Source organism: Pseudodonghicola xiamenensis DSM 18339 (assembly GCF_000429365.1).
Classification (GTDB): domain Bacteria; phylum Pseudomonadota; class Alphaproteobacteria; order Rhodobacterales; family Rhodobacteraceae; genus Pseudodonghicola; species Pseudodonghicola xiamenensis.
The window spans coordinates 93,841-120,320 of the sequence record NZ_AUBS01000007.1; the positions used below are offsets into that span (position 1 = coordinate 93,841).

General features: G+C 64.2%; 21 protein-coding genes and 2 tRNA genes. 13 read left to right on the plus strand and 10 right to left on the minus strand.

Features of this window, described 5'->3' with window-relative positions; all coding sequences use genetic code 11:
• Positions 1 to 144: 144 nt before the first annotated feature.
• Complete coding sequence (locus G455_RS0109980; protein ID WP_028093578.1) at positions 145 to 2,418, minus strand: NADP-dependent malic enzyme; 2,274 nt, start codon at positions 2,416 to 2,418, stop codon at positions 145 to 147.
• Positions 2,419 to 2,623: 205 nt separating this feature from the next.
• Here G455_RS0109980 and G455_RS0109985 point away from each other — a divergent pair, with 205 nt between their 5' ends.
• From G455_RS0109985 to G455_RS23750, 5 genes are all read left to right on the plus strand, one after another.
• On the plus strand, positions 2,624 to 3,016 hold the full coding sequence (locus G455_RS0109985) for a cytidine deaminase (RefSeq protein ID WP_028093579.1): 393 nt from the start codon (positions 2,624 to 2,626) through the stop codon (positions 3,014 to 3,016).
• 4 nt (positions 3,017 to 3,020) lie between these two features.
• The gene (locus tag G455_RS0109990) at positions 3,021 to 4,331 is read left to right on the plus strand and encodes a thymidine phosphorylase (protein WP_028093580.1); all 1,311 of its coding nucleotides are present in this window, start codon (positions 3,021 to 3,023) and stop codon (positions 4,329 to 4,331) included.
• On the plus strand, positions 4,328 to 5,539 hold the full coding sequence (locus tag G455_RS0109995) for a phosphopentomutase (protein ID WP_028093581.1): 1,212 nt from the start codon (positions 4,328 to 4,330) through the stop codon (positions 5,537 to 5,539). The genes G455_RS0109990 and G455_RS0109995 overlap by 4 nt, the downstream gene beginning before the upstream one ends.
• An 86-nt stretch (positions 5,540 to 5,625) precedes the next feature.
• A complete protein-coding gene (upp, locus tag G455_RS0110000; RefSeq protein WP_028093582.1) occupies positions 5,626 to 6,267 on the plus strand; it encodes a uracil phosphoribosyltransferase in 642 nt (213 codons plus the stop codon).
• 78 nt (positions 6,268 to 6,345) lie between these two features.
• On the plus strand, positions 6,346 to 7,407 hold the full coding sequence (locus G455_RS23750; protein WP_154664362.1) for an SPOR domain-containing protein: 1,062 nt from the start codon (positions 6,346 to 6,348) through the stop codon (positions 7,405 to 7,407).
• 90 nt (positions 7,408 to 7,497) lie between these two features.
• On the opposite strand, the gene G455_RS0110010 is transcribed toward G455_RS23750, so the two are convergent.
• Positions 7,498 to 8,511, minus strand: coding sequence for a hypothetical protein (locus tag G455_RS0110010; RefSeq protein WP_028093583.1), 1,014 nt, complete (start codon positions 8,509 to 8,511; stop codon positions 7,498 to 7,500).
• Positions 8,512 to 8,622: 111 nt separating this feature from the next.
• On the minus strand, positions 8,623 to 8,814 hold the full coding sequence (locus tag G455_RS0110015; RefSeq protein WP_028093584.1) for a YgaP family membrane protein: 192 nt from the start codon (positions 8,812 to 8,814) through the stop codon (positions 8,623 to 8,625).
• 197 nt (positions 8,815 to 9,011) lie between these two features.
• Here G455_RS0110015 and G455_RS0110020 point away from each other — a divergent pair, with 197 nt between their 5' ends.
• The 7 genes from G455_RS0110020 to G455_RS0110050 all read left to right on the plus strand — a co-directional run bounded on the left by G455_RS0110020 (position 9,012) and on the right by G455_RS0110050 (position 15,089).
• Positions 9,012 to 9,659: a sulfotransferase family 2 domain-containing protein gene (locus tag G455_RS0110020; protein WP_028093585.1), complete on the plus strand. Its 648-nt coding sequence runs from the start codon at positions 9,012 to 9,014 to the stop codon at positions 9,657 to 9,659.
• A gap of 205 nt (positions 9,660 to 9,864) precedes the next feature.
• Entirely contained in the window at positions 9,865 to 10,578 is a 714-nt protein-coding gene (locus tag G455_RS23755) for a Hint domain-containing protein (RefSeq protein WP_051312347.1), read from the plus strand.
• Positions 10,579 to 10,659: 81 nt separating this feature from the next.
• Positions 10,660 to 10,944: a DUF3572 domain-containing protein gene (locus G455_RS0110030; RefSeq protein ID WP_028093586.1), complete on the plus strand. Its 285-nt coding sequence runs from the start codon at positions 10,660 to 10,662 to the stop codon at positions 10,942 to 10,944.
• 26 nt (positions 10,945 to 10,970) lie between these two features.
• Positions 10,971 to 11,666, plus strand: a complete 696-nt coding sequence (locus G455_RS0110035; protein ID WP_028093587.1) for an HAD family hydrolase — start codon at positions 10,971 to 10,973, stop codon at positions 11,664 to 11,666.
• 357 nt (positions 11,667 to 12,023) lie between these two features.
• Positions 12,024 to 12,611 carry a heme NO-binding domain-containing protein gene (locus G455_RS0110040; RefSeq protein ID WP_028093588.1) on the plus strand — a complete coding sequence of 196 codons (588 nt, stop codon included), beginning with the start codon at positions 12,024 to 12,026 and terminating at the stop codon, positions 12,609 to 12,611.
• A complete protein-coding gene (locus G455_RS0110045; RefSeq protein ID WP_028093589.1) occupies positions 12,608 to 13,633 on the plus strand; it encodes a GGDEF domain-containing protein in 1,026 nt (341 codons plus the stop codon). Before G455_RS0110040 ends, G455_RS0110045 begins: the two co-directional genes overlap by 4 nt.
• A 187-nt stretch (positions 13,634 to 13,820) precedes the next feature.
• A complete protein-coding gene (locus G455_RS0110050) occupies positions 13,821 to 15,089 on the plus strand; it encodes a peptidoglycan-binding domain-containing protein (protein ID WP_028093590.1) in 1,269 nt (422 codons plus the stop codon).
• 182 nt (positions 15,090 to 15,271) lie between these two features.
• On the opposite strand, the gene parE is transcribed toward G455_RS0110050, so the two are convergent.
• Entirely contained in the window at positions 15,272 to 17,230 is a 1,959-nt protein-coding gene (parE, locus tag G455_RS0110055) for a DNA topoisomerase IV subunit B (RefSeq protein WP_028093591.1), read from the minus strand.
• Between the two features lie 153 nt (positions 17,231 to 17,383).
• On the minus strand, positions 17,384 to 18,265 hold the full coding sequence (locus G455_RS0110060) for an alpha/beta fold hydrolase (RefSeq protein ID WP_028093592.1): 882 nt from the start codon (positions 18,263 to 18,265) through the stop codon (positions 17,384 to 17,386).
• Between the two features lie 120 nt (positions 18,266 to 18,385).
• On the opposite strand from G455_RS0110060, the gene G455_RS0110065 reads away from it, so the two are divergent.
• A complete protein-coding gene (locus G455_RS0110065) occupies positions 18,386 to 19,723 on the plus strand; it encodes an MATE family efflux transporter (protein WP_229861769.1) in 1,338 nt (445 codons plus the stop codon).
• Positions 19,724 to 19,822: 99 nt separating this feature from the next.
• On the opposite strand, the gene G455_RS0110070 is transcribed toward G455_RS0110065, so the two are convergent.
• The 5 genes from G455_RS0110070 to G455_RS0110090 all read right to left on the minus strand — a co-directional run bounded on the left by G455_RS0110070 (position 19,823) and on the right by G455_RS0110090 (position 26,446).
• Positions 19,823 to 19,897, minus strand: a tRNA-Gly gene (locus tag G455_RS0110070).
• A 27-nt stretch (positions 19,898 to 19,924) separates the two neighbouring features.
• Positions 19,925 to 19,999 (minus strand) — tRNA-Gly (locus G455_RS0110075).
• Between the two features lie 150 nt (positions 20,000 to 20,149).
• Complete coding sequence (locus tag G455_RS26910) at positions 20,150 to 21,301, minus strand: Hint domain-containing protein (protein WP_229861768.1); 1,152 nt, start codon at positions 21,299 to 21,301, stop codon at positions 20,150 to 20,152.
• Positions 21,302 to 21,734: 433 nt separating this feature from the next.
• Positions 21,735 to 25,172 (minus strand): pyruvate carboxylase, encoded by a 3,438-nt coding sequence (locus G455_RS0110085; protein ID WP_028093595.1) that lies wholly within the window; start codon positions 25,170 to 25,172, stop codon positions 21,735 to 21,737.
• A gap of 110 nt (positions 25,173 to 25,282) precedes the next feature.
• The gene (locus G455_RS0110090; protein WP_028093596.1) at positions 25,283 to 26,446 is read right to left on the minus strand and encodes an alpha-hydroxy acid oxidase; all 1,164 of its coding nucleotides are present in this window, start codon (positions 26,444 to 26,446) and stop codon (positions 25,283 to 25,285) included.
• Positions 26,447 to 26,480 lie beyond the last annotated feature (34 nt).

Sequence of the window (26,480 nt, forward strand, 5' to 3'; positions counted from 1 at the left end):
GGTTCAAGGGGCAGGAAAGTTTTGCAAATGCAGTAAAGCCTCGGGGTTTACAGCAAATGATTTTCCGATTTTGCAAAATTAAAGGCGGGCGGAAGTTGCAAACTTCACCGCCCGCCTGATTCGTCCCGATTCCGGGAGGCTCGATCAGCCGTAATGCGCGACCGGGGTGCCGGCGATGGCGCTCATGTTCAGCAGGCCCCGGGTGGTGATCGACGGGGTCACGATATGGGCGCGGTTGCCCATGCCCATCAGGACCGGCCCGACTTCGAGCCCGCCGCCCTTCATTTTCAGGATGTTGCGCACGCCCGAGGCCGCATCGGTATTGGCGAAGACCAGCACATTGGCCGCGCCCTGCATGCGGGTGTCGGGGAAGATCCGTTCGCGCAGATCGGCGTCGAGTGCGGCGTCGATATGCATCTCGCCCTCGTAGGAGAAGTTGCGCGGTTCGGAATCCAGGATTTCCAGCGCGGCGCGCATCCGCTGGCCGGTGTCGCAGTTCAGATTGCCGAATTGCGAATGCGAACACAGCGCGATGTTCGGCGCCAGGCCGAAGCGGCGCACGTGGCGGGCGGCGCCGATCACGGTTTCGGTGATCTGTTCCGGCGTCGGTTCAGCGTGCACATGGGTGTCGGCGATGAACAGCGGCCCGTCCTCGAGGATCATCAGGCTGAGCGCGCCGACCGGGTGCAGCTCATCAGTGCCCAGCACCTGCTGCACATAGTTCAGGTGCCACAGATACTGGCCGAAGGTGCCGCAGATTAGGCTGTCGGCCTCGTTCCGCTGCACCATGACGGCGCCGATCGCGGTGGTATTGGTGCGCATGATGGCGCGGGCCAGATCGGGGGTGACGCCGCGGCGCGACATCAGCGAATGATAGGTGCCCCAATAGTCGCGATATCGTGGGTCGTCCTGCGGGTTGACGATCTCGAAATCGCGTCCCGGGCGGATGGTCAGACCGTAGCGTTCGCAGCGTTGTTCGATCACGTCGGGACGGCCGATCAGGATCGGGGTTTCCGTGGTTTCCTCAAGCACCGCCTGCGAGGCGCGCAGAACGCGCTCGTCCTCGCCCTCGGCAAAGACGATGCGGCGGCTGGCGGTCCTGGCGGCGTCGAACACCGGGCGCATCATCATGGCGGATTTGAATACCGAGCCGTTCAACTTTTGCTTATAGGCCTCGATATCCTCAAGCGGGCGGCTGGCGACGCCACTGTCCATCGCCGCCTTGGCCACGGCGGTGGCGACGGTGCCGATCAGGCGAGGATCGAAGGGTTTGGGGATCAGGTAATCGGGGCCGAAGGTCAGCTGTTCGCCGCGATAGGCCGCTGCCGCCTCGGCGCTGGTGGTGGTGCGGGCAAGCTGGGCGATGCCGTCGATGCAGGCAATCTGCATCTCGTCATTGATCTCGGTCGCGCCGACATCCAGCGCGCCGCGGAAGATGAAGGGAAAGCACAGGACGTTGTTGACCTGGTTGGGGTAATCCGACCGCCCCGTTGCGATGATCGCATCGGGGGCCACCGCGCGGGCCTCCTCTGGCAGGATTTCCGGTGTGGGGTTGGCCAGCGCGAAGATGATCGGGCGGGCGGCCATCTTGGCCACCATTTCGGGTTTCAGAACATTGGGGCCGGAGAGGCCAAGGAACATGTCGGCTCCCTCGATCACCTGATCGAGATCGCGCAGGTCGGTGTTTTGCGCGTAGGCCGCCTTTTGCGGGTTCATGTCCTCGTTCCGGCCCTCATGGACCAGGCCGTGGATGTCGCAGAGCCAGACGTTTTCCCGCTTCACCCCGAGCTTGAGCAGCATGTTCAGGCAGGCGATCCCGGCGGCGCCGCCACCGGTGGAGACGATCTTGATGTCCTCGAATTTCTTGCCCGCGACATGCAGCGCGTTCTTGGCGGCGGCCCCCACCACGATGGCGGTGCCGTGCTGGTCGTCGTGGAATACCGGGATGTTCATCCGCTCGCGGCAGATCTTCTCGACGATGAAACAGTCGGGCGCCTTGATATCCTCAAGGTTGATGGCGCCGAAGGTCGGTTCCATCGCGCAGACGATCTCGGCCAGCTTTTCCGGATCGGGCTGGTTCAGTTCGATATCGAAACAGTCGATATTGGCGAATTTCTTGAACAGGACCGCCTTGCCTTCCATCACCGGCTTGGAGGCCAGCGCGCCGATATTCCCCAGCCCCAGAACCGCGGTGCCGTTGCTGACCACGGCCACCAGATTGCCGCGCGCGGTATAGCGTGCCGAGTTGGCCGGATCGGCCTTGATCTCGAGACAGGCTTCGGCCACGCCCGGGGAATAGGCGCGGCTGAGGTCGCGGCCGTTGGCCATCGGTTTGGTCGCCCGGATCTCGAGTTTCCCGGGTTTGGGATACTCGTGATAGAACAGGGCCGCCTGACGCAAGTTCTGGTGATCGGTCATCTGAGGTGCTCCGTTGGAGGTATAGTTTAATGTTAAACCTCTTTTTCGGCGGGCGAAACCGCCGAATTTCCCGCTGGCGGAAATCACCGGTGGGGCGCCGGCCCGGCGGGCCTGTGCTGGGTGCTGCGGCGCGGCCTTTGCCTTGCCCCTCTTGCATCCGCGGGCCAGGCTCGCAAGATGGGCGTAAAACACGCCGGAGAGTCCCATGACCCTGAAAGCCGCAGCCACTGCTGTATTCCAGAATGCCTATGCGCCTTATTCCAAGTTCAAGGTCGGGGCGGCGATCCGCGCGGCCTCGGGGACCATATACGCCGGTTGCAATGTCGAAAATGTGTCTTACCCGGAAGGCACCTGCGCCGAGGCCGGGGCGATTGCCGCGATGGTCGCCGCAGGCGAGACCGAACTGACCGAGGTTTATGTGATCGCCGAGTCTCCGATGCCGATATCGCCCTGCGGCGGTTGCCGCCAGAAGCTGGTGGAATTCGGCAAGGGCCATGTACCGGTGATCATGGGTACCATCGCCGGGGAGGAGCAGGTGATGACGCTGGCCGATCTTCTGCCGGGCGCCTTCAATACAGATCACATGAAAAAGAGCTGATCCGATGAGCGATGCACGTGCGATCCTGTCCCGGCTGCGTCGGGGGGAAGTGCCGTCTGTCGAGGACTTGCGCTGGTTCGCCGAAGGTCTGGCCGATGGTCGGGTCAGCGATGCCCAGGCCGGGGCCTTCGCCATGGGGGTCTGTCGTGGCGATCTCGGGGCCGAGGGGCGCACCGCGTTGACCCTGGCGATGCGCGACAGTGGCGAGGTGATGGGTTGGGGGCTTGACGGTCCGGTGGTGGACAAGCATTCGACCGGCGGGGTGGGGGACTGCGTGTCCCTGGTGCTGGCGCCGGCGTTGGCGGCTTGCGGGGCATATGTGCCGATGATCTCGGGCCGGGGGCTGGGCCATACCGGTGGTACGCTGGACAAGCTGGAGGCAATCCCCGGGGTCTCTACCCAGATCCCGCAGGATGTTCTGCCGCAGATCGTCGCCAAGGCGGGTTGCGTGATCGCCGGCGCCTCGGCCCGGATCGCGCCGGCGGACAAGCGCCTTTATGTGGTGCGCGATGTGACCGGCACGGTCGAGAGCCTCGATCTGATCACCGCCTCGATCCTGTCGAAGAAACTGGCCGAAGCGCCGCAGGCGCTGGTGCTGGACGTCAAACTGGGCAGTGGCGCTTTCATGAAGACTGAAGGCGAGGCGCGCGCCCTGGCGCAGGCGCTGGTCGAGACCGCCAATGCGGCGGGCTGCAAGGCTTCGGCCCTGATCACCGATATGTCGCAGCCTTTGGCATCGGCGCTGGGTAATGCGGTCGAGGTTGACGCCGCGATGCGGGTGCTGACCGGGGGCGAGGCCGGGCCGCTGGCTGATCTGACGGCGGCGCTGGGTGGTCAATTGCTGGCTGATGCCGGGTTGGCACCGGATGCCGAGGCCGGTGCCGAGCAAATCCGCAGGGTGATCGCCGAGGGGCTGGCGGCAGAGCGTTGCGGCCGGATGATCGCGGCACAGGGCGGTCCCACGGGCTTTGTCGACAACTGGGTGCGTTACCTGCCCGAGGCCGATGTCATGCATGAGGTCACCGCGCGGGACGAAGGCTTTGTCACCGCCATTGATGGCGAGGCGCTGGGCCTGGCCGTGGTGGCCTTGGGCGGCGGGCGTCAGGTGGAACACGATGTCATCAACCCCGCTGTCGGCCTGTCAGGGGTGATCCGGCTGGGGGCCAAGGTCGGGCGGGGCACGCCGCTGGCCATGATCCACGCCGCGCGGGAGGATGCGGCGCGCGGGGCGGCGCAGGCGGTGCGGGCGGCAATCACCATCGGGCCGAAGCCGGCCCCGCTGCCGGCCTTGGTGCGCGAAAGGATCACCCGGTGAGCCGCGCCTTTCTGGTGGTGATGGATTCCGTCGGCATCGGCGGCGCGCCGGATGCGGATCGCTTCTTCAATGGCACGCGCCCGGACAACGGCGCCAATACGCTGGCCCATATCGCCCAAGCCTGCGCCGCAGGCCGCGCTGATCAGGGTCGCGCCGGCCCGCTCTGCCTGCCCAATCTGGATGCGCTGGGGCTGGGGGCGGCGGTGCGCCTTGCCTCCGGCGCTGATGTGCCGGGGCTTGGGGTCACGCCACAAGGCCTCTGGGGGGCGGCGACCGAGGTGTCGCCCGGCAAGGATACGCCCTCTGGGCATTGGGAGCTGGCCGGCCTGCCAGTGCCCTGGGACTGGCATTATTTCCCGGACACGATCCCCGCCTTTCCCGCCGATCTGAGTGCGGCAGTGGCCCGCGCTGCCGGCACCGAAGGCATTCTAGGCGATTGCCACGCCTCGGGGACCGAAATTCTGACCCGCCTCGGGGCCGAGCATCTGCGGACCGGCTGGCCGATCTGCTATACCTCCGCCGACAGCGTGTTCCAGATCGCCGCGCACGAAGAGACCTTCGGCCTCGACCGGCTGCTGAAACTTTGCGCCGATGTGGCGCCGATCCTGCATGCGATGAAGGTGGGGCGGGTGATCGCGCGCCCCTTTGTCGGCAGCCCGGAAACAGGGTTCACCCGCACTGCACATCGGCATGACTATGCCATCACCCCGCCGGCGCCGGTACTGACCGATTGGGTACAGGCGGTGGGCGGCTGGGTACATGGGGTGGGCAAGATCGGCGATATCTTTTCCATGCAGGGCATCGACGATGTCGTCAAAGGCCCCGATGCCGATCTGATGCGGCAGCTCTCCACCCTGGTCGACGGCGCCGAGGAGGGCAGCCTGACCTTTGCCAATTTCGTCGAATTCGACAGCCTCTATGGTCATCGCCGCGATATCGCCGGCTATGCCCGGGCGCTGGAATGGTTCGATGCCGAAATCGGCGCGCTCCTGCCCCGGCTGCGGCCCGGCGATCTGATGATCCTGACCGCAGATCATGGCAACGATCCAAGCTGGAGCGGCACCGATCACACCCGCGAACGGGTGCCGGTGTTGGGCGCGGGGCGTGGCGCCAGGGCGCTGGGGCAGGTGGCTTTTGTCGATGTCGCCGCCAGTATCGCCGACCATCTGGGGTTGGCGGACCGCGGGCCGGGGCGCAGCTTCCTGTGACCCTGTTCCCGCCTTGCCGCTTGCGGGTGAGGGCATGCCCGGCCTAATACAGAAAGATCGCTACCGATCTGTCCGGAGACTTCGCCATGCACGCGCTTCACGATCTGCTCACCGTCGTCGATCACCCGCTGGTTCAGCACAAGCTGACCCTGATGCGGGACAAGGGCGCCTCTTCGGCCGAATTTCGCCGGCTGCTGCACGAGATCACTCTGCTGCTGGCCTATGAGATCACCAGCGAGATGCCGATGACCACCCGGGCCATCGAAACCCCGCTGGAGGAAATGGATGCGCCGATCCTGGCGGGCAAGAAACTGGCGGTGGTGTCGATCCTGCGGGCCGGGAACGGCATGCTCGACGGTGTGCTGCAACTGGTGCCTTCTGCCCGAGTCGGCTTCATCGGCCTCTACCGTGACGAAGAGACGCTGAAGCCGGTGCAATATTACTTCAAGGTGCCTGAGGGGATGAATGACCGCATGGTCATCGTGGTCGATCCGATGCTGGCCACCGGCAACAGCTCGGCTGCGGCCATCGACCTGCTGAAACAGGCCGGCGCCAGCGATATCCGCTTTCTCTGCCTGCTGGCCGCGCCCGAGGGCGTCGAACGGATGAGAGAGGCGCATCCCGATGTGCCGATCGTCACTGCCTCGCTCGATCGCGGGCTGAACAGCAAGGGCTATATCATGCCCGGGCTGGGCGATGCCGGGGACCGGATGTTCGGCACCAAATAGGCCGGGTTTCCCGGGAAGAGGCCACTTTACTCAGGTTGGAATTTGCGGCATCCTGCGGCATATCTTGTGGGGGTGCGGATGAATTTTACAAGGGTTATGGTCGCCACATTGATCGCTGCCGCTATCGGTCCGCTCGGGGCCAGCGCGCAGGACATGCGGTCGGATGCCGGCGCCGCCCCGGCGGAATTTCCCCCGACCTCTTTCGCGGGCAAGCAATATGTCGACAGTCGCGGCTGCATGTTCATTCGTGCGGGGATCGACGGCAATGTGACATGGGTGCCGCGGGTGACACGGGGGCGTCAGTTGATTTGCGGCTATCAGCCGACCTTCGGCAGCCAGACCGCGGCGACGACGGCTGCGCCTGCGCCGGTTCCGGCGCCGAAGCCTGTCGAGATCACCCTGGCACCGGAAGATCGGCCGGCGCCTGCCGCCGCGCAACCTCGTCCGGCATCGCAGCCGGTTGCCGCGGCGCCGGCCAAGGCGTCGGCACCGGCGCCCCGCCGCAAGGTTGCCTCTGTCGCGACCGCAGCCGCGCCGAGCTCGCGGGCCCAGCAGTCGGCAGCGGCTGGTCCCTGCGCAAATGCTTCGGCCCTCAGTCAGCAATATATCAACCGCGGGCCGGGGGTGCGATGCGGGCCGCAACAGGATGTGCCGGTGCTGTCCGCGCGGATGGAGGCAAGCGCCCCGTCGACGCTCCAGCCCTATACGCCCGATACCCGGGTGGTGCCGCGCCACGTTTATGATCAGCGCCAGAACACCGATGGGATCACGGTGCCCAAGGGGTACCGTCCGGTCTGGTCGGATGATCGGCTGAACCCGCATCGGGCCGAATTCAGCCTGATGCCGGCGCAGATCGACCAGCCACCGCATGTCCCGTCAGGCTATGTAGCAACGGGGCGGGGTGACGACCGGCTGAACACGCAGCGCGGAATGCGCACAGCCGTCGGCGATGCCCAGACCGATATGATCTGGACCAAGACGGTGCCGCGGCGCCTGGTTCCGGTCAAGACTGATCGTCCCGTCGTGGCGGCGCCGGCAGGGACCCTCGCCTCTCCGACCAAGACGGAGATGGCGGTTGTGCGGCTGTCGACCCGATCCGCGCCTGAGGCGGGCAAAGACGCGGCCTTTGAAGGGCGCTAAGCCTCTCTGCCTGAAGGCTGCCGATCTTCTCCGGGCCGGTTTGCGGCTTTCACGGCAGGAAGAAGGGCGCCCGCTCAGGGCGTCAGCGTATCAGCCGCCGCAGATCCCCTGCAGTATCACCCAATCGCGATCGGGCAGCACTGGGTCGCCGTCCTTTCCGGCCATCGGGTCGGCGTCGATCAGTTCCTGAACCGTTTCGCCGCTGGGGTCGAGTGTGAGGGCATAGGGTGACGTGGGAACCTGCGCCTCGTCGAAGGCCTTCAGCAGGATGGTCGGGTCCTGTGATGGCCGGCCGGCTGTCAGGACATGTTCGGCGTAGCTGTCCAGCGTGTCGTGGCTGACCTCTCCGGTGGTCAGCAGCCGGAAACTTGCCACTGGCCCGCCATAGCGCAGCAGATCGGCAAGCGGATCGTTTTCGGTGGCACGACTTTGCTCGGCAAGGATGAAACCGGCGGCGACGGCGGGATCCTCGTAGTTTTCGATCAGGTCGCGGTTGAGCAGGATGATATCGCCGGGTAGATGCAGGGTGGTTTGCACGCCGGTGCGCAGCACCACCAAGCGCCCGGTGCCGGTGCGTCGGGCCAACCGGTTCAGGATCGTCAGACCTTCGGGTGTCTCACAGGCCTTGCCAGTGACCCGTTCGATCCGCCGCAGCAGGGTCTGGCCGATTTCCTGACGCTTGATGTCGGGGACAACCTGGGTCGCATGCCGCTGCAGCGCACCGGGAAGCCAGAAGACCAGTAACACCAGCACTGCGGCAAGGCTGGCGCTGACGCTGGCCAGGCGCAGCCGGCCCGGCCGGGGACGGGAGCGCGAGATCGCGGTGCGAATGCGTTCGATCGCCTCGATCATCGCATCCTCGCCATCAGCGAGTTCCAGCGTCTCATCGGGGTCGCCGTCGGGGTGATAGATCGCGGGTAGCACACCGGGATTGTACCGCACGACCGCAGCCAGCGACCAATGGGTCAGCGCACGGTCGGCCATGTCACTGATGGTGAGCGTCGCCTCGCCGACCGAGACAATCACCTCGCGCCGCTGGTCTTCGAGACTGCGGCGCCACAGGCCACTGGCCTCCAGCCGTTCGTATTCGCGCAGCGCCGTCATGTCAGGTGTTTCTGTCGTGCCTCGGGTATTTTTGAGACCACCCTAGCACGCCGCGCACCCGGGCGGCAAACGCCTTTGCTCCCGGGGCGACATGTCGCTGGTGTTCCCGGATCAGGAGGGTTTGAGCCCCATCTTGGCAAAGATCATTGCCGCCGGGCAAAAGCCGGTGAAGGAAGATTGCAGCAGGTTGGCACCGACAAAAACGGTCAGCCATACCCAATAGGGCGACACCCAATAGGTCAGGGCAACCGACAGCAGAACCATGAACCCCGCAAAGGCGGTGACAGCGTTGTGAATGGTCATCTTCAAGTCCTCTTGGTGGCAGGCGCGCCCTGGCGCCTTTGTATTCGAATTTAAGAATACGTTTGGGGTTTTGCAAGCCCGGAACATGCGCGGCGGCGTTTTCGGGTGTTTCGGGTGATGGCAATGACTCGGTTTCAGGTAGGCGGAGCCTTTGCCGGGCTCTTGCGACCGGTTCGAAATCAGTTAGCTTCTGGCGCATGATCCTCAGCCCCGGGCGCGGTTACGTCTTTATCCATATCCCCAAGACCGGAGGCACCTCTCTGGCGTTGGCGCTGGAGGCGCGGGCGATGAAGGACGACCTGATGCTGGGGGATACTCCGAAGGCGCGGCGGCGGCGGCATCGGTTGCATTCGGCGCCGGCGCAGGGGCGGCTGTGGAAGCATTCGACCCTGGCCGATATCGAGGGGCTGGTGCCGGACAGCCTGCTGGACGGGCTTTTCGCCTTTACCCTGGTGCGCAATCCCTGGGCCCGGGCGCTGAGCTATTATCGTTGGCTGCGGTTGCAATCCTTCGATCACCCGGCGGTGCGGCTGGCCGGGGCGCTGAGCTTTGAGGGGTTTGTCACCCATGGCGACACCCGTGCCGCCTTTCGCGCCCATCCGTTTCCGTCTTACATGCGTCGTTCTGACGGGCGCGAGCAATGCGCGGCTTATATCCGGCTCGAACGCTTCGCTGAGGATGCCGCGCCGCTCGTTGCCCATCTGGGTTTCTCGTTGGAACTGCCTCATGAGAACCGCTCGGGCCCTGAGGCCGATTATCCTGCGATCTATACCCCCCGCGCGGCGGAGGCGGTGGCAGAGGCCTGCGCGCAGGATATCGACCGTTTCGGCTATGATTTCGGCTGAGCCATCCCGTCGGGGGAGGCGGTATTTCCCGAAGAAAATGCGCCAGTCCCGTCGTTATTTGGGGGATTGGCGGATAATGCGAAACAATGACATGAGTTTTCCCCATTTCGGGCCCATCGCGGGCCAGCTGGCCGGCTCTTGTGGCTGCATCATGGTTTGAGCCGGTCTGCGGGACCTGCAGAACCGCTGAGCGAAAGGCCCCTTGATGCTGAAATTGCTGCGCGATCTGATGCGTGCCGATCCGCTGCCCGAGGAGGTGGCGCATCCGCTCGGGGGGATGCTGATCACGGGGCAGGCGGGGGTCATGGCCGGCACCCAAGTGGCGACGGCGGCAGGCTGGCGCCCGGTCGAGGCATTGCGCATCGGTGATCGGGTACTGAGTTTCGATCATGGTTTTCAGCCGGTGATCGACGTGCAGCGGGATCGGTTGACCGCTGGAGAGGAGCGTGGCGCCGCTGCGGGGCGGGCGCTGCGGGTGCCGCCGGGCGCGCTTGGCAATCAGGCGCCGTTGTGGCTGATGGCGGATCAGGAGCTTCTGGTGGAAAGTGAAGCGGCACAGCAAATTCTGGGAGAGGCCTTTGTCGCCGTTCCTGCCCGCGCGCTGTCGGGGCTGCGGCGTATCGCCGAGGCCGAGGTCGGGCCCGAACGTTCCACGGTCACCCTGATCTTTCCGCAGGAGGAGGCCATTTATGTCGAAGGTGGGCTGCTGGTGCTGTGTCCGCGACCGCAGACGCCGCTCGCCGCGGTCGAGGCAGGCGATCCGTATGAGGATTATTTCCGGGTCCAGACCTTGCAGACCGCGCGGTTCCTGCTGCGCCAGTTGATCGAGACAGGCGGTGCCGCCAGTCTGGGCTATGCGACCGAGGAGCTCGCGCCGATGATCGCCGCACCGCGTCAACCGCCGCGCCTGGTGGGCTGACCGGCGGCGCTTTCGATTGACGGGCGCCCGCAAATAACGCAGGACTGAGCGAACCCTGTTCTTGCAGCATGCGGATTTCTCATGAGTTTTTCATCTGATACGGCTGAGACCCTTGCCTTGCAGGCGCTGGGCTGGCTGGTCACCAATGATGAGTTGCTGCCGGTCTTTCTCGGCGCCACGGGCGCAGGTGAGGACGAGCTTCGCGCGCGGGCGGCGGATCCCGTGTTCCTGGCAGCCGTGCTGGATTTCCTGATGATGGACGATGCCTGGGTCATGGCCTTTTGCGACAGCGTTCAGACCCCATATGATAGCCTGATGAAGGCCCGCGCCGCGTTGCCCGGCGGGGCGCAGATTAACTGGACCTGAGAGCCGACGCCAAAGGAGCGCCCGCAATGCCCATCGACGCCATTCTCTTTGACAAGGACGGCACCCTGTTCGATTTCGGCGCCACCTGGAATGTCTGGTCGCGCCGGGTGATCGACGATCTGGCCGGGGGCGATGCCAATCTGGCCCGTGCCATGGCCGATGCGATGCGCTTCGATCTGGACAGCAACAGCTTTCTGCCCGACAGCCCGGTGATCGCCGGGACCAACCGGGAGGCGGCGGAATATATTGCCTCGGCACTCCCCGATCGCAGCGTCGAGGAGATAGAGCGCCACCTGACGCTCAGTGCAGCGGAGGCGCCCCTGGCGCCGGCGGTGCCGTTGGCTGCGTTCCTTGATGCGCTTTCGGCGCAGGGCCTCAGGCTGGGGGTGATGACCAATGACACCGAATATAGCGCCCGGGCGCAACTGGGCGGTGCGGGGGTGCTGGACCGGTTCGCCTTTGTCGCTGGTTTCGACAGTGGATATGGTGCCAAGCCGGCCCCCGATCCACTGCTGGCCTTCTGCGACGCGGTGGGGGTGGCGCCGGGGCGCACGGCGATGGTGGGCGACAGTACCCACGATCTGATTGCTGGGCGCGCTGCTGGCATGGCTACGCTGGGGGTGTTGACCGGGGTCGCCGGCATCGAGGAGCTGGCGCCCCATGCCGATGCGGTGCTGCCTGATATCGGTCATATCCCGGATTGGCTGGCGGCGCGCCGCTGATCTGACCTGCAGGTGACGGCGCCGGCCGATCAGGGGCGGCATGTCCCATGAACACGTCTTGCTTTGTCGGGGGCTTTCTTTGTCTCGCCGTCTTCGCCTGGAGATGGGGGGCTTGCGGCAGCCGAGCCATAAGACGGAGGAGGGTCTGAGGCGGGGGCGGAGCAGGTCGCTGTCACCATTTCCATCGCCCGGGAAAAGGGACGAAGGACCGGGCAGGCAGACTTTCGCACCGCAGCTTCTCCTCAGGGTTGCTTGGCGGGCGTTGAGCCCTGTCTTTCAAGCGGAGACGGCCGTTTGTTGGGGCTTTGTTAATCAATTTTCTGCCATGCTGCATTAACGGAAAACTCGGGGGTGCGCATGCACGGTCTGGTCAACAGGGCGATCCAATCTTTCGTCTGCAACACGTATGGGGAAGACCGCTGGCACGATGTGACAGAGGCTGCGGGATTGGGGTTTTCTGATTTCGAGGCGATGCTGACCTATGATGACGATCTGACGGATGCCGTTCTTGATGCGCTCAGCACCGAGCTGCGCCGTGAGCGATCCGAAATTCTCGAGGATCTGGGCACCTATCTGGTTTCGCACCCGGCGGTTGAGGCGCTTCGGCGCCTGCTGCGGTTCGGTGGGGAAACCTATGTCGATTTCCTCTATTCCCTGGATGAATTGCCCGGGAGGGCGCGATTGGCGGTCAGCGATCTGATTTTGCCGGCGATGGAATTGCGGGAGATTCGGCAGGGCCAATTCAGCCTGACCTGTGCGCCGGGCCTGCCGGGGTTCGGCTGGGTGATGATGGGGATCCTGCGGGCCATGGCTGACGATTATGGGGCCTTGGTGATGCTGGAGCATGCCGGCGCCCATGACGGGGCAGAAGTGATCGCGATCACCTTGGTTGAATCCGCCTTCAGCGAAGGGCGGAGCTTTGAGTTGGGAGTGCGCGCCGGATGATCGACAATACAGACCTGGTCCGGATGCTGGACATGCTGTGCCCGATGTACCTTCTTCTGAACGAGGAGGGGGTGATCACCCGCGTCGGCCCGACCCTGCAGAAGATTCGCCCCGACCGGGAGCTCAAGGGGGAACGGTTTCTCGATCTTTTCGAACTTGCGCGACCGCGCTGTGTCGGCAGTTTTGCCGATCTGCTGAACGCCAAGGGGGGGAAGCTGAATCTCAGTTTTCGCGATGCCCGCAAGACTGCGATGAAGGGGCTTATTGTCGGCATCGGTGGCGGCGCGGTGGTCAAGTTGTCATTCGGCATTTCGGTGGTCGAGGCGGTCCGCGACTATCATCTGACCAGCGCGGATTTTTCCTCGACCGACCCGGCGATCGAGCTTCTTTATCTGGCCGAAGCGAATTCGGTGGCGATGGAGGCGTCGCGCCAGTTGAACCTGCGGTTGCAGGCGGCCAAGATCTCGGCCGAGGAACAGGCGTTCACCGACACGTTGACCGGGCTGAAGAACCGGCGGGCGATGGAACATGTCATGGCGCGCAGGGCCAGCGGCGGCATGCCCTATGCGCTGATGCATATCGACCTGGATTTCTTCAAGCAGGTGAACGACACCCTGGGCCATGCGGCCGGGGATTACGTGCTGCAGCAGGTCGCCCGCGTTCTGGTCGAGGAGACCCGGCGCGAGGATACGGTCGCCCGGGCTGGGGGGGATGAATTCGTCATCATCTTCGACCACCTGACCGACAGGCCCCGGCTGCAGCGTATCGCGCGGCGGCTGATCGACCGGGTGGAACAGCCGATGCGCTTTCATGGCCAGAGCTGCCGGATTTCAACCAGTATCGGTATCGCGATTTCGACCGAACAGCCGGCCAGCGATCCTCTCAAGCTGCTCGGCCAGGCGGATGTGGCGCTCTATGCGGCCAAGCGCGGCGGTCGGGCCGGACTGCGATTCTACAGTCCGGGTATGGAAAATCACGACCCGGTGGCGAGTGTCGAGGTTGACCGTGCCCGCTTCGGTTGATGCGTTTGGTGCCGGTCAGCGACGCTTTGCCTGCGAGGGTGCGTTTCCCGCGGCAATCTTGACAGCAAGCGCGGCAGAGGATCATCCTTTCGGCAATCTGTTGATTTGATGCAACAGGCCGTGTCGTGGAAGAGCGGAGGTTTCCCGTGGGAGCCTTGAGCGGTCTGCCTGTCTGAAAGGATTTAACATGTTGAAACGTAATATTTGTGCGTCTTTCGTGATTGCCAGCACCGTGGTGGTGGGGGCTGGTCGGGCTCAGGCCAATGATGCGACCTCTCTGATCGGGGGCGCGATCCTGGGCGGGATCATCGTCAACGAGGTGAACAAGAACAAGCAGCGCCAACAGCAGCAGCAACAGCAATTGCTGCAGCAACAGCGCAATACCACCGTTCAGCGCAGTTCGGTCTCGTCTTCGCAGCGCGAGGCCAACCGCCAGGTGCAGCAGGCGCTGAATTATTTCGGCTATAACGTCGGGACGGCCGACGGCGTGTTGGGCAGCAACAGCCGCAGCGGCATTCGCCGGTATCAGGCGGATATGGGGTATTCGGTGGATGGATATCTCGATCCGCACGAGCGGGATTTTCTGTTGAACAGCCATCAACGGGCGATGGCAGGGGGAAATGTGGCGCCCTATAATCAGATCGTGGCGACGCAGGGCTATGCCGGGTTGCTGCGCACCTATCGCAACGAACAGCTGGGGATCGCCACGCCGGGGACGCAGACGGCCGCGTCCGCTGTCCCGATGCCGGTTCCCGCGCCGACCCAGCCCGAACCGGTCAGCACCCGGGCGGATACCGCCAGCACCGCATTGCCCACCTTCGGGGTTTCCGCTGCGCAGAAATCAATGCGTGATCAATGCGATCAGGTCAACGTGCGCACCGCCGCCAATGGCGGGCTCAGCGCGCCCGGCAAGATCACCGATCCGGCCTTCGCGCTGAACGAACAGTTCTGCCTGGCCCGCATGCAGGCGATGTCTGATACCACCCGGATCGAGGCGACGATCCCGAACATGAGCCAGGGCCAGATCGAAACGCAATGTGACGGTCTCGCCCAGGCCATCGCGCCGCAGATCGTGGCGATCGATAGCGCGCCGGCGGCGCAGGTCATCGACGCGACCAGGGCGTTCCTCGATGCCTCTGGGCAGCCGTTGGATCAGTTGGTGGCGAGCGGCAAGGTCTGTCTGGGGGCAGGCTATCGGGCCGACAACGCGGAGATGGCGCTGGCTTCGGCCGTGCTGCTGAGCGCAGCCGGGCAGGGCGGCTATGCTGAGATGGTGAGCCATCAGCTGCGCGACGGCTTCGGGGCTCAGGTCGCTTCGCCGCAGGTGGCGGCAAGCTGGATGCAGGTGGCGCTGAGCTCTTCCCCGGTGCTGGGCCAGACACCGGAGCGGCTGGCCGTGCTCAAGGCCACCAGCGGCGGCATCGTCCCGGTGTTCCCGACCGCTTCGGGCAACTGATCCTTAGATAGAGATCTAAGAAAGGCCCGTCCCCAGGTGGGGCGGGCCTTTTGCTGTTCGGGGATATGTCCCCAAGGGCCGGCACGTTTCGCCCCACCCTTCAGTCCGGGCGAGAGGCTGTGAAAAATTCGCGAATTGCGCCGAGCCTGCCGTGTGCGCTGGCTGAAAGGGGGGTCATCCCCTCACACATCCAGCTCCTCGACGAACCGCGCGTTCTCCTGGATGTACTGAAACCGCAGCTCGGGTTTCTTGCCCATCAGCCGTTCCACCAGATCGCCGGTCTCGCCCGGTTCGTCCTCGTCGATGGTGACCCGGATCAGCTTGCGCGATTTCGGGTCCATGGTGGTTTCCTTCAGGTCCTTGGCGTCCATCTCGCCCAGACCCTTGAAGCGGCTGACGTCGATCTTGCCCTTGCCGCCCAGCCCCTTCTCCAGCCAGACGTCACGCTCTGCCTCGTCCAGCGCATAGACGCGGCGGGCACCCTGGGTCAGGCGGAACAGCGGCGGGCAGGCCAGATAGAGGTGGCCCGCGTCGATCATCGGCCGCATCTGGGTGAAGAAGAAGGTCATCAGAAGCGAGGCGATATGTGCCCCGTCGACATCGGCGTCGGTCATGATGATGACCTTGTCATAGCGCAGATCGTCGATGTTGAACTTGCTGCCCAGCCCCACGCCCAGGGCCTGGCTCAGGTCCGAGATTTCGGCATTCGATCCCAGCTTGCTCGATGCGGCGCCCAGCACGTTGAGGATCTTGCCGCGCAGCGGCAGCAGTGCCTGGGTCTTGCGGTCACGCGCCATCTTGGCCGAGCCACCGGCCGAGTCGCCTTCGACGATGAACAGTTCGGTCCCGTCTCGGTTGGTGGCCGAACAGTCGACCAGCTTGCCGGGCAGGCGCAGCTTCTTGGTGGCGGTCTTGCGGGCGGTTTCCTTTTCCTGCCGGCGGCGCAACCGTTCCTCGGCGCGCAGGACCAGGAAATCCAGAATGGCGCCGGCGCTCTTGGTATCGGCAGCCAGCCAGTTGTCGAAATGGTCGCGTACCGCGTTTTCGACCAGCCGCTGGGCCTCGACAGTAGCAAGGCGGTCCTTGGTCTGGCCGACGAATTCCGGCTCGCGGATAAAGCAGGAGACCAGCGCGCAGCCGCCGGTGGTCAGATCCTCGCGGGTGATGTCCTTGGCCTTGCGATTGTTCACCAACTCGCCATAGGCGCGGATGCCCTTGAGGATCGCGGCCCAGAAGCCGGCCTCATGGGTGCCGCCTTCGGGGGTCGGAACCGTGTTGCAATAAGACTGGATGAACCCGTCGCGTGACGGTGTCCAGTTGATCGCCCATTCGACCTTGCCCGGGGTGCCGAAGCGTTCCTGAAATTCGACCACGCCGGAAAACGGTTGATCGGCATAGGTCGAGGCGCCGGCCAGCGTCTCTTTCAGGTAATCTGCCAGACCGCCGGGAAAGTGAAAGGTGGCTTCGGTCGGCGTTTCGCCATCGTCGATTTCGGATTTCCAGCGGATTTCGACGCCGGAGAACAGATAGGCCTTGGAGCGGATCGACTTGAACAGCCGCGCCGGTTTGAACCGGTGCGAGCCGAAGATCTCGGCATCCGCGTGGAAGGTGACCGAGGTGCCGCGCCGGTTCGGTGCCGCGCCGATCTTTTCAACCGGGCCTTGCGGGATACCGCGGGAGAATCGCTGTTCATAAAGCGTCTTGTCTCGGGCCACCTGCACCACCATCAGATCCGACAGTGCATTGACCACCGAGGCGCCGACGCCGTGCAACCCGCCCGAGGTCTGATAGGCCTTGCCAGAGAACTTGCCGCCGGCGTGGAGCGTGCACAGGATCACCTCGAGCGCGCTCTTGCCCGGGAATTTCGGGTGCGGGTCGATCGGAATGCCGCGGCCATTGTCCTTGACGGTCAGCGAATAATCCGCGTGCAGCTCCACCTCGATCCGGTTGGCAAAGCCTGCCACCGCCTCGTCCATCGAGTTGTCGAGGATTTCGGCCACCATATGGTGCAGCGCCCGTTCGTCGGTGCCGCCGATATACATGCCGGGGCGTTTGCGCACCGGCTCCAGTCCCTCCAGCACTTCGATCGAGGAGGCATCATAGGTTTCGGGGGCGGATCCGGAGAGAAGATCGTCGGGCATGTTCGGGCTGCTCTTTGTCTTGGTTGGCGGTCAGTATGCCAGAGCTGCCCGGCGGGGGGAAGTGGCCCCGCCGGGATCGGGCCAGAACGGCGCCGGGCAGAAGCTGGTCCAAGCCCAGATCGGAAACGGATCAGGACCAGTTCAGGGGCGAATTCAGGGCCGGTCGCACCATTCCAGGATGCTGCGTGCCACCTGGGCCGGGAGCTGGTGGCAGATCCAGTGGTCCGCCCCGTTGAACTCCACCCGGGTCAGGTCGGGGGCGAAATCCTCAAGCCCCTCAGTGGCTTCCGGCAAAAGCGCGGTGTCCCCCAGCCCCCAGATCAGCAGGTGCGGGCAGTGCACCATCAGCTTGTCTTTCGGCGGTTCGGGCAGGTCGGTGATCGGCGCGCCGGGTTTGGCCACCTGCAGGGGAGAGGCGCGATACCAGTGGATCATCGTCTTCAGCCGGCCCGGACGCGACCATTCTGTGACATAGTCGGCCAGTTTCGCAGGCGTCATCCAGGCGTGGTCCATCTTGGCCAGGAACAGCTCTTTCATCTTTGCGAAGTCGTTGGCGGCGAGCCGCTCCTCGGAGCCTTCGCGCCGCAGGGCCAGGATATATTGCGAGGCTTCGGCCTGATCGCCGCCCCGGGCCAGCGCCCGCTGGAACGGCACCGGGTGGACGCCGTTGGCGATGATCAGACGGTCAACCAGTTCGGGGCGGAACATCGCCAACCCATAGGCCACCGCCGCGCCCCAGTCGTGCCCCATCACCGTCAGCGGCCCGCCGCCGAGGTGGTCGATCAGCGCCGCCATGTCGCCGACCAACTGCGAGGTGCGATACATAGCGACGTCATCGGGGGCCCAGCTTTGGCCATAGCCGCGCTGGTCGGGGGCGATGCAATGGAACCGTTCGGCCAGAAGCGGTGCCAGTTCGGCCCAGGCGCCGCCGAATTCGGGAAAGCCATGCAGCAGCAAAAGCGGAGGATTGGCCGGGTCGCCCCAGCGGCGCAGGAAGAACGGGTGGCCGTTCAGATCAATGGTCTCGGTTCTCATGTCGGCACTCTAATCGCTTGCGGCCCTTCGGCAACGAAAATTCCCGGACGCGTCGCGACGGAAAGCCCCGGCTTGCCAGATGGCGGGGGGGTGTCTATGGCCAGAAATATGATCAAAGAGATGTCATATATCGGCCACGTCAAGGCGGTCGCACTTTTGGGGCTGCCGCTGGTCGGCGGGCATCTGGCGCAATTCGCCATCGGGTTGACCGACAGCGTGATGCTGGGGTGGTACGGGGTGGAGGCGCTGGCCGCGGTCACCCTTGCATCGAGCTATTTCTTCGTCCTGTTCCTGACCGGGGCCGGCTTTGGTTGGGCGGTGATGCCGATGGTTGCCGCCGCCTCTGCCGCCGGGGATGAGACCAGCGCGCGGCGCGCCACGCGCATGGGGCTCTGGTTGTCACTGCTCTATGCGGCGGCGGTGCTGCCGCTTCTGTGGTGGTCCGGGCCGATCCTGCGCGCCTTGGGGCAGCAACCCGAGGTGGCGGCAGATGCCGCGCAGTATCTGCGCGTGGCCTGCTGGGGGATGGGGCCTGCGCTGCTGGTGATGGTGCTGAAATCCTATCTCGCGGCGCTGGAGCGGACGCAGATCGTGTTGTGGATCACGGTTCTGGCGGCGCTGGCCAACGGTTTGGCCAATTATGCGCTGATCTTCGGACATTGGGGGATGCCGGCGCTGGGGCTGCGCGGGGCGGCGCTGGCATCGGTCATCACGCAGGGCATCTCGTTCCTGGCGGTGGTGCTCTATGTCGAGTTGGTCTTGCCCGAACAGGAGCTGTTTCGCCGCTTCTGGCGCCCGGATTGGGAGATGTTCGCACGGGTGTTCCGGCTGGGGTTGCCCATCGGTATCACCAGTCTGACAGAGGTCAGCCTGTTTGCGGCTTCGGCCGTGATGATGGGCTGGCTGGGGACGGTGCCGCTGGCCGCCCACGGAATCGCGCTGCAGGTGGCGTCGGCCACTTTCATGCTGCATCTGGGGCTGTCGAATGCCGCGACGGTGCGGGCGGGAAATGCCTTTGGTCGGGGCGATCGGGCGCATATGGCGCGCGGCGCCGTGGTGGTGACGGCGATGTCGCTGTGTCTGGCGCTGCTGGCAAGTGCGGTATTTCTGCTGGCTCCCGAGGTTCTGATCGGGTTGTTTCTTGATCCCGCCGATCCGGAGCGGGCGCAGATCATGGCCATTGGTTCGGCGCTTTTGGCGGTGGCGGCGCTGTTCCAACTGGTCGATGGTGGGCAGGTGGTGGCGCTGGGGCTGTTGCGTGGGGTGCAGGACACCACCATGCCGATGGTGATTGCGGCGCTGTCCTACTGGGCGGTGGGGCTGCCGTCGTCCTATCTTTTGGGGTTTGTCTGGGGCATGGGCGGCATTGGCATCTGGCTGGGGCTGGTGGCCGGGCTTGCCTGTGCAGCGGCGCTGCTGATGCTACGGTTCTGGCGGCGTGGCCTGGCCCTGGTCTGATCCGGGAACTGACTGGCGGCTGATCGGGACGGACACCGGAAAGATCACGAAACGGGCCTGGGGTCCGTCGTGATCTGTTCAGAGTCATCTGAGATTTTTTGGAGCGGGCGATGAGATTCGAACTCACGACCCCAACCTTGGCAAGGTTGTGCTCTACCCCTGAGCTACGCCCGCATCCTTGGGTAGGTCTTTTATACTCTCTGGAGCGGGCGATGAGATTCGAACTCACGACCCCAACCTTGGCAAGGTTGTGCTCTACCCCTGAGCTACGCCCGCATCCTTGAGTGAGGCGTGAGATATAAATATCCGGCCGGGGCTGCAAGAGGAAAATGCACCGACCGGGCGGATTTTTCTCCGGCATCGCGGGAAGATGGAAAAAACTGGGGGCGGGGGGCTGCGACCGTGCCCGATCGGCGGATCTGGTGGTCAGGCGTCGAGGCGGGGGGCCAGAAACGCACGATGGTTCTTGCAATGGCGCTGTGTCATCACCTTGGCCCGCTTGCCGGGGATCAGTTTCCGCGCCGGGCGGGGGGCGATGCCCGGGTGCCGCGCCAGGTCGGGAAACAGGGTCAAAATCTCGGTCCGGGAGTCGACGGGCAGATGTTTCAGCGCTTCAGGTCCAGTGTAGAGCGATTCCGTCGGCGCGCCATTGGCCAGGAGCAGTTGATGGCTGTCGAACAGGATATGGTAATAGGTCACTCCCGCGCCGGATTCGGCACTGTCCCTATCCATCACGATCCCGGGTGCGCCGATCAGATGTTTGGCGGCGACCAGAACCTCCGGGGTGTCGAACATCCGCGCCGAGATGCGCGAGGCGACCAGCATCCGATGTTGTGGCGAGACCAGCAGATCTTCCCGTGGGGTGCGCGGTCCGAGCGCACCGGCGGTGATGCGGATCGGGCACAAATTCGGATAGCGCAGCAGGTCCCTGGCGCTTAGGCAGCGTGACAGGATCAACCGGATCGCCTGCGGCCCGTTGTCCAGCGTCAACACATGGTCCCCCTCCCGCAGATCCTCGATCGCGATTTCACCATGCAGGGTCGTAATCAGCGTGCCGGTTGTAAAGCAGGGCGGTGGAGGCGGCGGGTGCATCTCCTGGCCGTCCTCGCCAGAGCCGCGCAGGATGGTCAGCTTGGTCTCCTCGGGCGGCCAGTCGCCGTCGAAGGTGTATCCGATCACGGTGCTACCGGAATAGGGGTTGTCGGGATCGCTGTCGACGCTGACCGCCACCAGTCGATATTTGGTGCCGTCCTGATCTCGAACCCAAAGCTCATATTCGTCTTCTATCCGCAGACCCGAGGGATAGGTGGTGCCGTCAATCCTGACGCTGTCGCTGATCACCTGGTTGTGCGCGGGAAAGTTGCCGCCGCTCCAATATGGGTTGGCGGGATCGTCCTGCAGCCTGTCGTCTTCATCGTTGACGCCAACGGTCAGCAGATCGTCACTGCGGTAGCTGAATTTATAAGTGCCCCAGTTCCAGCCGGCCCCGCTTCCGAACTGGACTTGAAAATCGCTGGGCCGTGCGCCGATGAAATCGAGCCCTGACAGGGGGATGATCTGGAGCGAATAGCTGGGCAAGGGGGGACCTCCTTCCGGGCCTTTCCGGGGGCGTGCGGCACGTCACGCCTTTAGAACGGGGGAGGTGTTACTTTTGGATTTCCCGCATCGGAAAATTTTGTTTGAATTTTGTGCAATCTGCGGGAGGAACCGCTGCGGGGCCGGGACAATCAAGACAGGCGGGAGAGATCGCTGGCCCCCGGGGATCGCGCATGTCGCGTCCGGGTGCTTTCAAGCTTCTGTTTCGGAATTATATTTTCGGATTCGCGGTGAAATGGCGCGCCGCTGAGAGGTGTCTCATCGACCATGCCAGCGAAGAAGAGAGGCGGCAGAAGGCGAGCGTGAAAAAGATATTAAATATTATTGAAAATCGGTCAGAGTGGCCTGTGTCCGCAGGTCGGCCCTGCCAGGTGTCCCCCGCCGGTCGCTGCGCGCCAGCCGGCGGGGGAGGGGATCATTCCAGTTCGATCAGCAGGTCCTTGGCGTCGATCTGGGTGCTGGGCTGGACATGCAGCGCCTTGATGGTGGCGTCGCGTTCGGCGTGGATGCCGGTTTCCATCTTCATCGCCTCGATGGTCAAGAGCAGGTCGCCTTCCTTGACCTGTTGGCCGGCCTGCACTGCGACGGTCGCCACAACTCCCGGCATCGGTGCACCGATATGGTTGGAGTTGCCGAGCTCTGCCTTCGGGCGGGCCACCTTGGCCGATTTCACCAGACGGTTCGCGACACGAATGGTGCGCGGCTGGCCGTTCAGTTCGAAGAAGACCTTCACCTCGCCATTCTCGTCGGTCTCGCCCACCGCCTGACAGCGGATTTCCAGCGTTTTGCCGGGGTCGATCTCGGCACTGATCTCCTCGCCCGGCTCCATGCCATAAAAGAAGGTCTTGGTCGGCAGGGTGCGCACGGGACCATAGGTCCGGTGCCGGCCCATGTAGTCGAGGAAGACCTTGGGATACATCAGGTATCCCATCAGATCCTCGTCATCGATGTGCTTGCCTTCAAGCTCTTCCTTCAGCTTGATGCGGGTCTCGTCCAGATCGACGGCGGGCAGGTGCTTGCCAGGGCGTTCGGTATTGGGCGCCTCGTCCTTCAGCACCTTCTTCAGGATCACCTCGGGGAAGCCCTGCGGCGGCTGGCCCAGGTTGCCGCGCATCATATCGATCACCGAATCCGGGAAGCTGACCTCGACCGTCGGATCCTCGACCTGCGCGCGGCTCAGGCCCTGGCTCACCATCATCAGTGCCATGTCGCCCACCACCTTGGACGAGGGCGTGACCTTGACGATATCGCCGAACATCATGTTCACATCGGCATAGGTCTTGGCGACCTCGTGCCAACGTTCCTCCAGCCCAAGACTGCGCGCCTGGGCCTTGAGGTTGGTGAACTGGCCGCCCGGCATTTCGTGCAGATAGACTTCCGATGCCGGCGCTTGCAGGCCGCTCTCGAAGGCGGCGTATTGGCCGCGCACTGCCTCGAAGTAATCGCTGATCTCGCGGATCGCGTCGATATCCAGCCCGGTGTCGCGATCGGTGTGGCGCAGCGCCTCGACCACCGATCCCAGCGTCGCCTGGCTGGTGTTGCCCGAGAAGCTGTCCATCGCGCAATCGACCGCATCCACCCCGGCCTCGGCCGCCGCCAGGATCGAGGCGATGGCGACGCCGGCGGTGTCATGGGTGTGATAGTGGATCGGCAGCCCGACTTCCTGCTTCAGCGCGCGCACCAGCGCCTTGGCCGAGGCAGGCTTCATCAGCCCGGCCATGTCCTTCAGCCCCAGCACATGGGCGCCGGCGGCCTCAAGCTCCTTGGCCATGTCGATATAGTATTTCAGATCGTATTTCGACCGCGCCGGGTCCAGCAGATCGCCGGTATAGCAGATGGTGCCTTCGCAAATTTTATTCTGTTCGATCACCGCATCCATGGCGACGCGCATGTTCTCGACCCAGTTCAGGCTGTCGAAGACGCGGAAGACGTCGATGCCCTGGGCAGCTTCCTTGATGAAGGCCTGCACCACGTTGTCGGGATAGTTGGTGTAACCGACGCCATTCGATCCGCGCAGCAACATCTGCGTCATCAGGTTCGGCATTGCCTCGCGCAGGTCGCGCAACCGTTGCCAGGGGCATTCTTGCAAGAAGCGGTAGGCGACATCGAAGGTCGCACCGCCCCAGCATTCGACTGACAGAAGCTGCGGCAGGTTGGCGGCATAGGTCGGGGCGACCCGGATCATGTCGATCGACCGCATCCGGGTTGCCAGCAGTGACTGATGCCCGTCGCGCATGGTGGTATCCGTGATCAGCAGCTGCTTTTGCGCCCGCATCCAATCGGCCACCGCCTTGGGCCCCTTGTGCTCAAGCAGGTTGCGGGTGCCCATCTGGGGTTCGGCCTTTTTCGCCGGCGGTTTCGGCAGTTTCAGCCCCGCCGCCGGCAGCGGCCGGTCCTTGGTTTCGGGGTGACCGTTCACCGTGATGTCGGCGATATAGGTCAGCACCTTGGTGCCGCGGTCCTGTCGTTTCGGGAAATGGAACAGGCCCGGCGTTTCGTCGATGAACTTGGTGGTATAGGTATTGTTCAGGAATACCGGGTGCTTCAGCAGGTTCTCGACGAAAGAGATATTGGTGTTCACGCCGCGGATGCGGAATTCGCGCAGCGCCCGGTCCATCCGGGAGATGGCCTTCTGCGGTGTCTGGGCGTGGGCGGTGACCTTGACCAGCAGCGAATCGTAATACCGCGTGATCACGCCGCCGGCGTAGGCCGTGCCGCCATCCAGCCGGATGCCCATGCCGGTGGCGGTACGATAGGCGCTGATGCGGCCGTAATCGGGGATGAAGTTGTTCTGCGGATCCTCGGTGGTGATCCGGGTCTGCAGCGCATGACCGTTCAGCCGGATATCGTCTTGGTTGGCCTTGCCGGTGGCCTCGGCAATCGTCTTGCCCTCGGCAATCAGGATCTGCGCCTGCACGATGTCGATGCCGGTGACTTCTTCGGTCACGGTATGTTCGACCTGAACGCGCGGGTTCACCTCGATGAAATAGAATTTCTCCGTCTCCATATCCATCAGGAACTCGACGGTGCCGGCACATTCATAATTGACGTGCTTGCAGATGCGATAGCCCAGATCGCAGATCTCGGCCCGCTGGGCGTCGGTCAGATAGGGGGCCGGGGCGCGTTCCACGACCTTCTGGTTGCGGCGCTGGACCGAACAGTCACGCTCGTAAAGGTGATACATGCCGCCATGCTTGTCGCCGAGGATCTGGACCTCGACGTGCCGCGCGCGGGTGATCATCTTTTCCAGATACCCCTCGCCATTGCCGAAGGCGGCCTCGGCCTCGCGCCGGCCTTCCATCACCTTCTCGGGCAGTTCCTTGGCGTTCAGGATCGGCCGCATGCCACGGCCGCCGCCCCCCCAGGAGGCCTTGAGCATCAGCGGAAAGCCGATCTCCTCTGCCTCGGCGACGATAGCGTCCATATCATCGCCCAGCACCTCGGTCGCCGGGATCACCGGCACGCCGGCGGCGATGGCGACCTTGCGGGCGCTGGCCTTGTCGCCAAGCGCGCGCATGGTGTCGGCCTTGGGTCCGATGAAGGTGATCCCCGCCTTTTCGCAGGCATCGACGAAATCGGGGTTTTCGCTGAGCAGCCCGTAGCCGGGGTGTATCGCGTCCGCGCCGCTTTCGCGGGCGACGCGGATGATTTCCTCGATCGACAGATAGGCGGCGACCGGGCCCATGCCTTCGCCGATCTTATAGGCCTCGTCCGCCTTGAACCGGTGCAGGCTGAGCTTGTCTTCCTCCGCATAGATGGCAACGGTCTTCTTGCCCATCTCATTGGCGGCGCGCATCACGCGAATGGCGATTTCACCGCGGTTTGCGATCAGGATTTTGCGGAAGTCGGACATAGGCACCTCTGTCGGTCTTTAGGGTGTCGCCGCAATGCAGCGTGGTCTGCTGCAAAGGCGTAACGGCGTTTGTCCGACGTGACCAGCATGGTTGCGCTATCGGCCTATCATCAATCTGTCATAATGCGCGGCAGGGCCGGCAGCGGGAGGGCGGGGGGCAGATCGCCCAACCGTTCCATCCCCAGTTGGCCCATATTAGCCACCAGATCGCGGCGCAGCACCTCGATCAGATGTGCCGGGCCCTTGGCTCCGAGCGCGGCGAGCGCATAGTGGAAGGGCCGCCCCATCATCACGAAATCAGCGCCAAGTGCGCGTGCCCGCAGGATATCGAGCGCGCCTTCGGCGCCGCTGTCGAAGATCAGCGGCAGCCGGGTGGCGGCGCGAAGCTGCGGCAAGGCCTCGATCGCAGCGGGGGCGCCGTCGAACTGCCGCCCGGCATGGTTCGACACCCAGAGCGCATCGACGCCGATCCGTTCCAGCGGTTCGGCATCCGCGGGCCTCAGTACGCCCTTTACCAACAGGGGCCCTTGCCAATGGTCGCGGAGCCACTGCACATAACTCATGTCCGGGGAGGTGCGCAGTAGATAGCCGACATGCGCGGTCGACGAGAGCGATTCGCTGGCCTGCTGCACATATTTGTCCAGCATCCGCATATGCGGCATGCCGCGCCGGGCCATCCCCAGCGCCCAGGCCGGCCGCATTGCCACCTGCGCCAGCAGTCGCGGCGTCAGCTTCGGCGGCTGGGTCAGCCCCGATCGGGTCTGGCGTTCACGACGCGACGCCACAGGGACATCGACCGTCAGGATCAGCGCGCTGAACCCCGCATCGCGGGCGCGGTTCAGCATATCAGTGCGAATGCCTTCGTCCTTCGGCGGATAAAGCTGGAACCAGCCGTGTTCACCCAGATGCGGTGCCAGATCCTCGGGGCTCTGGCTGGCGACGGTGGACAGCGAATAGGGGATGCCGGCCTCTGCCGCGGCACGGGCCAGGTGGCCTTCGGCATCGGGCCAGATCAGCCCGGACATCCCCACCGGAGAGATGCCGAAGGGCAGCGGAAAATCGCGCCCCAGAAATCGGGTGCTCAGATCGGGGGTCTGCGGGCCGTGCAGGATTGACGGCAGAAAGCCCACCGTATCAAGCGCGGCGCGGTTGCGGGTCTTGGTGGCCTCGGTTCCGGTGCCGCTGTCGAGGTATTCCCAAACGAATTTTGGCAGCCGCTGGCGGGCGCGGCGTTTCAGATCGGGAATTCCGGGGTAAGTGCTGTGCAGGTCCATGGGCGGATTTGTTGCCAATCTGTTGAGATTGTCC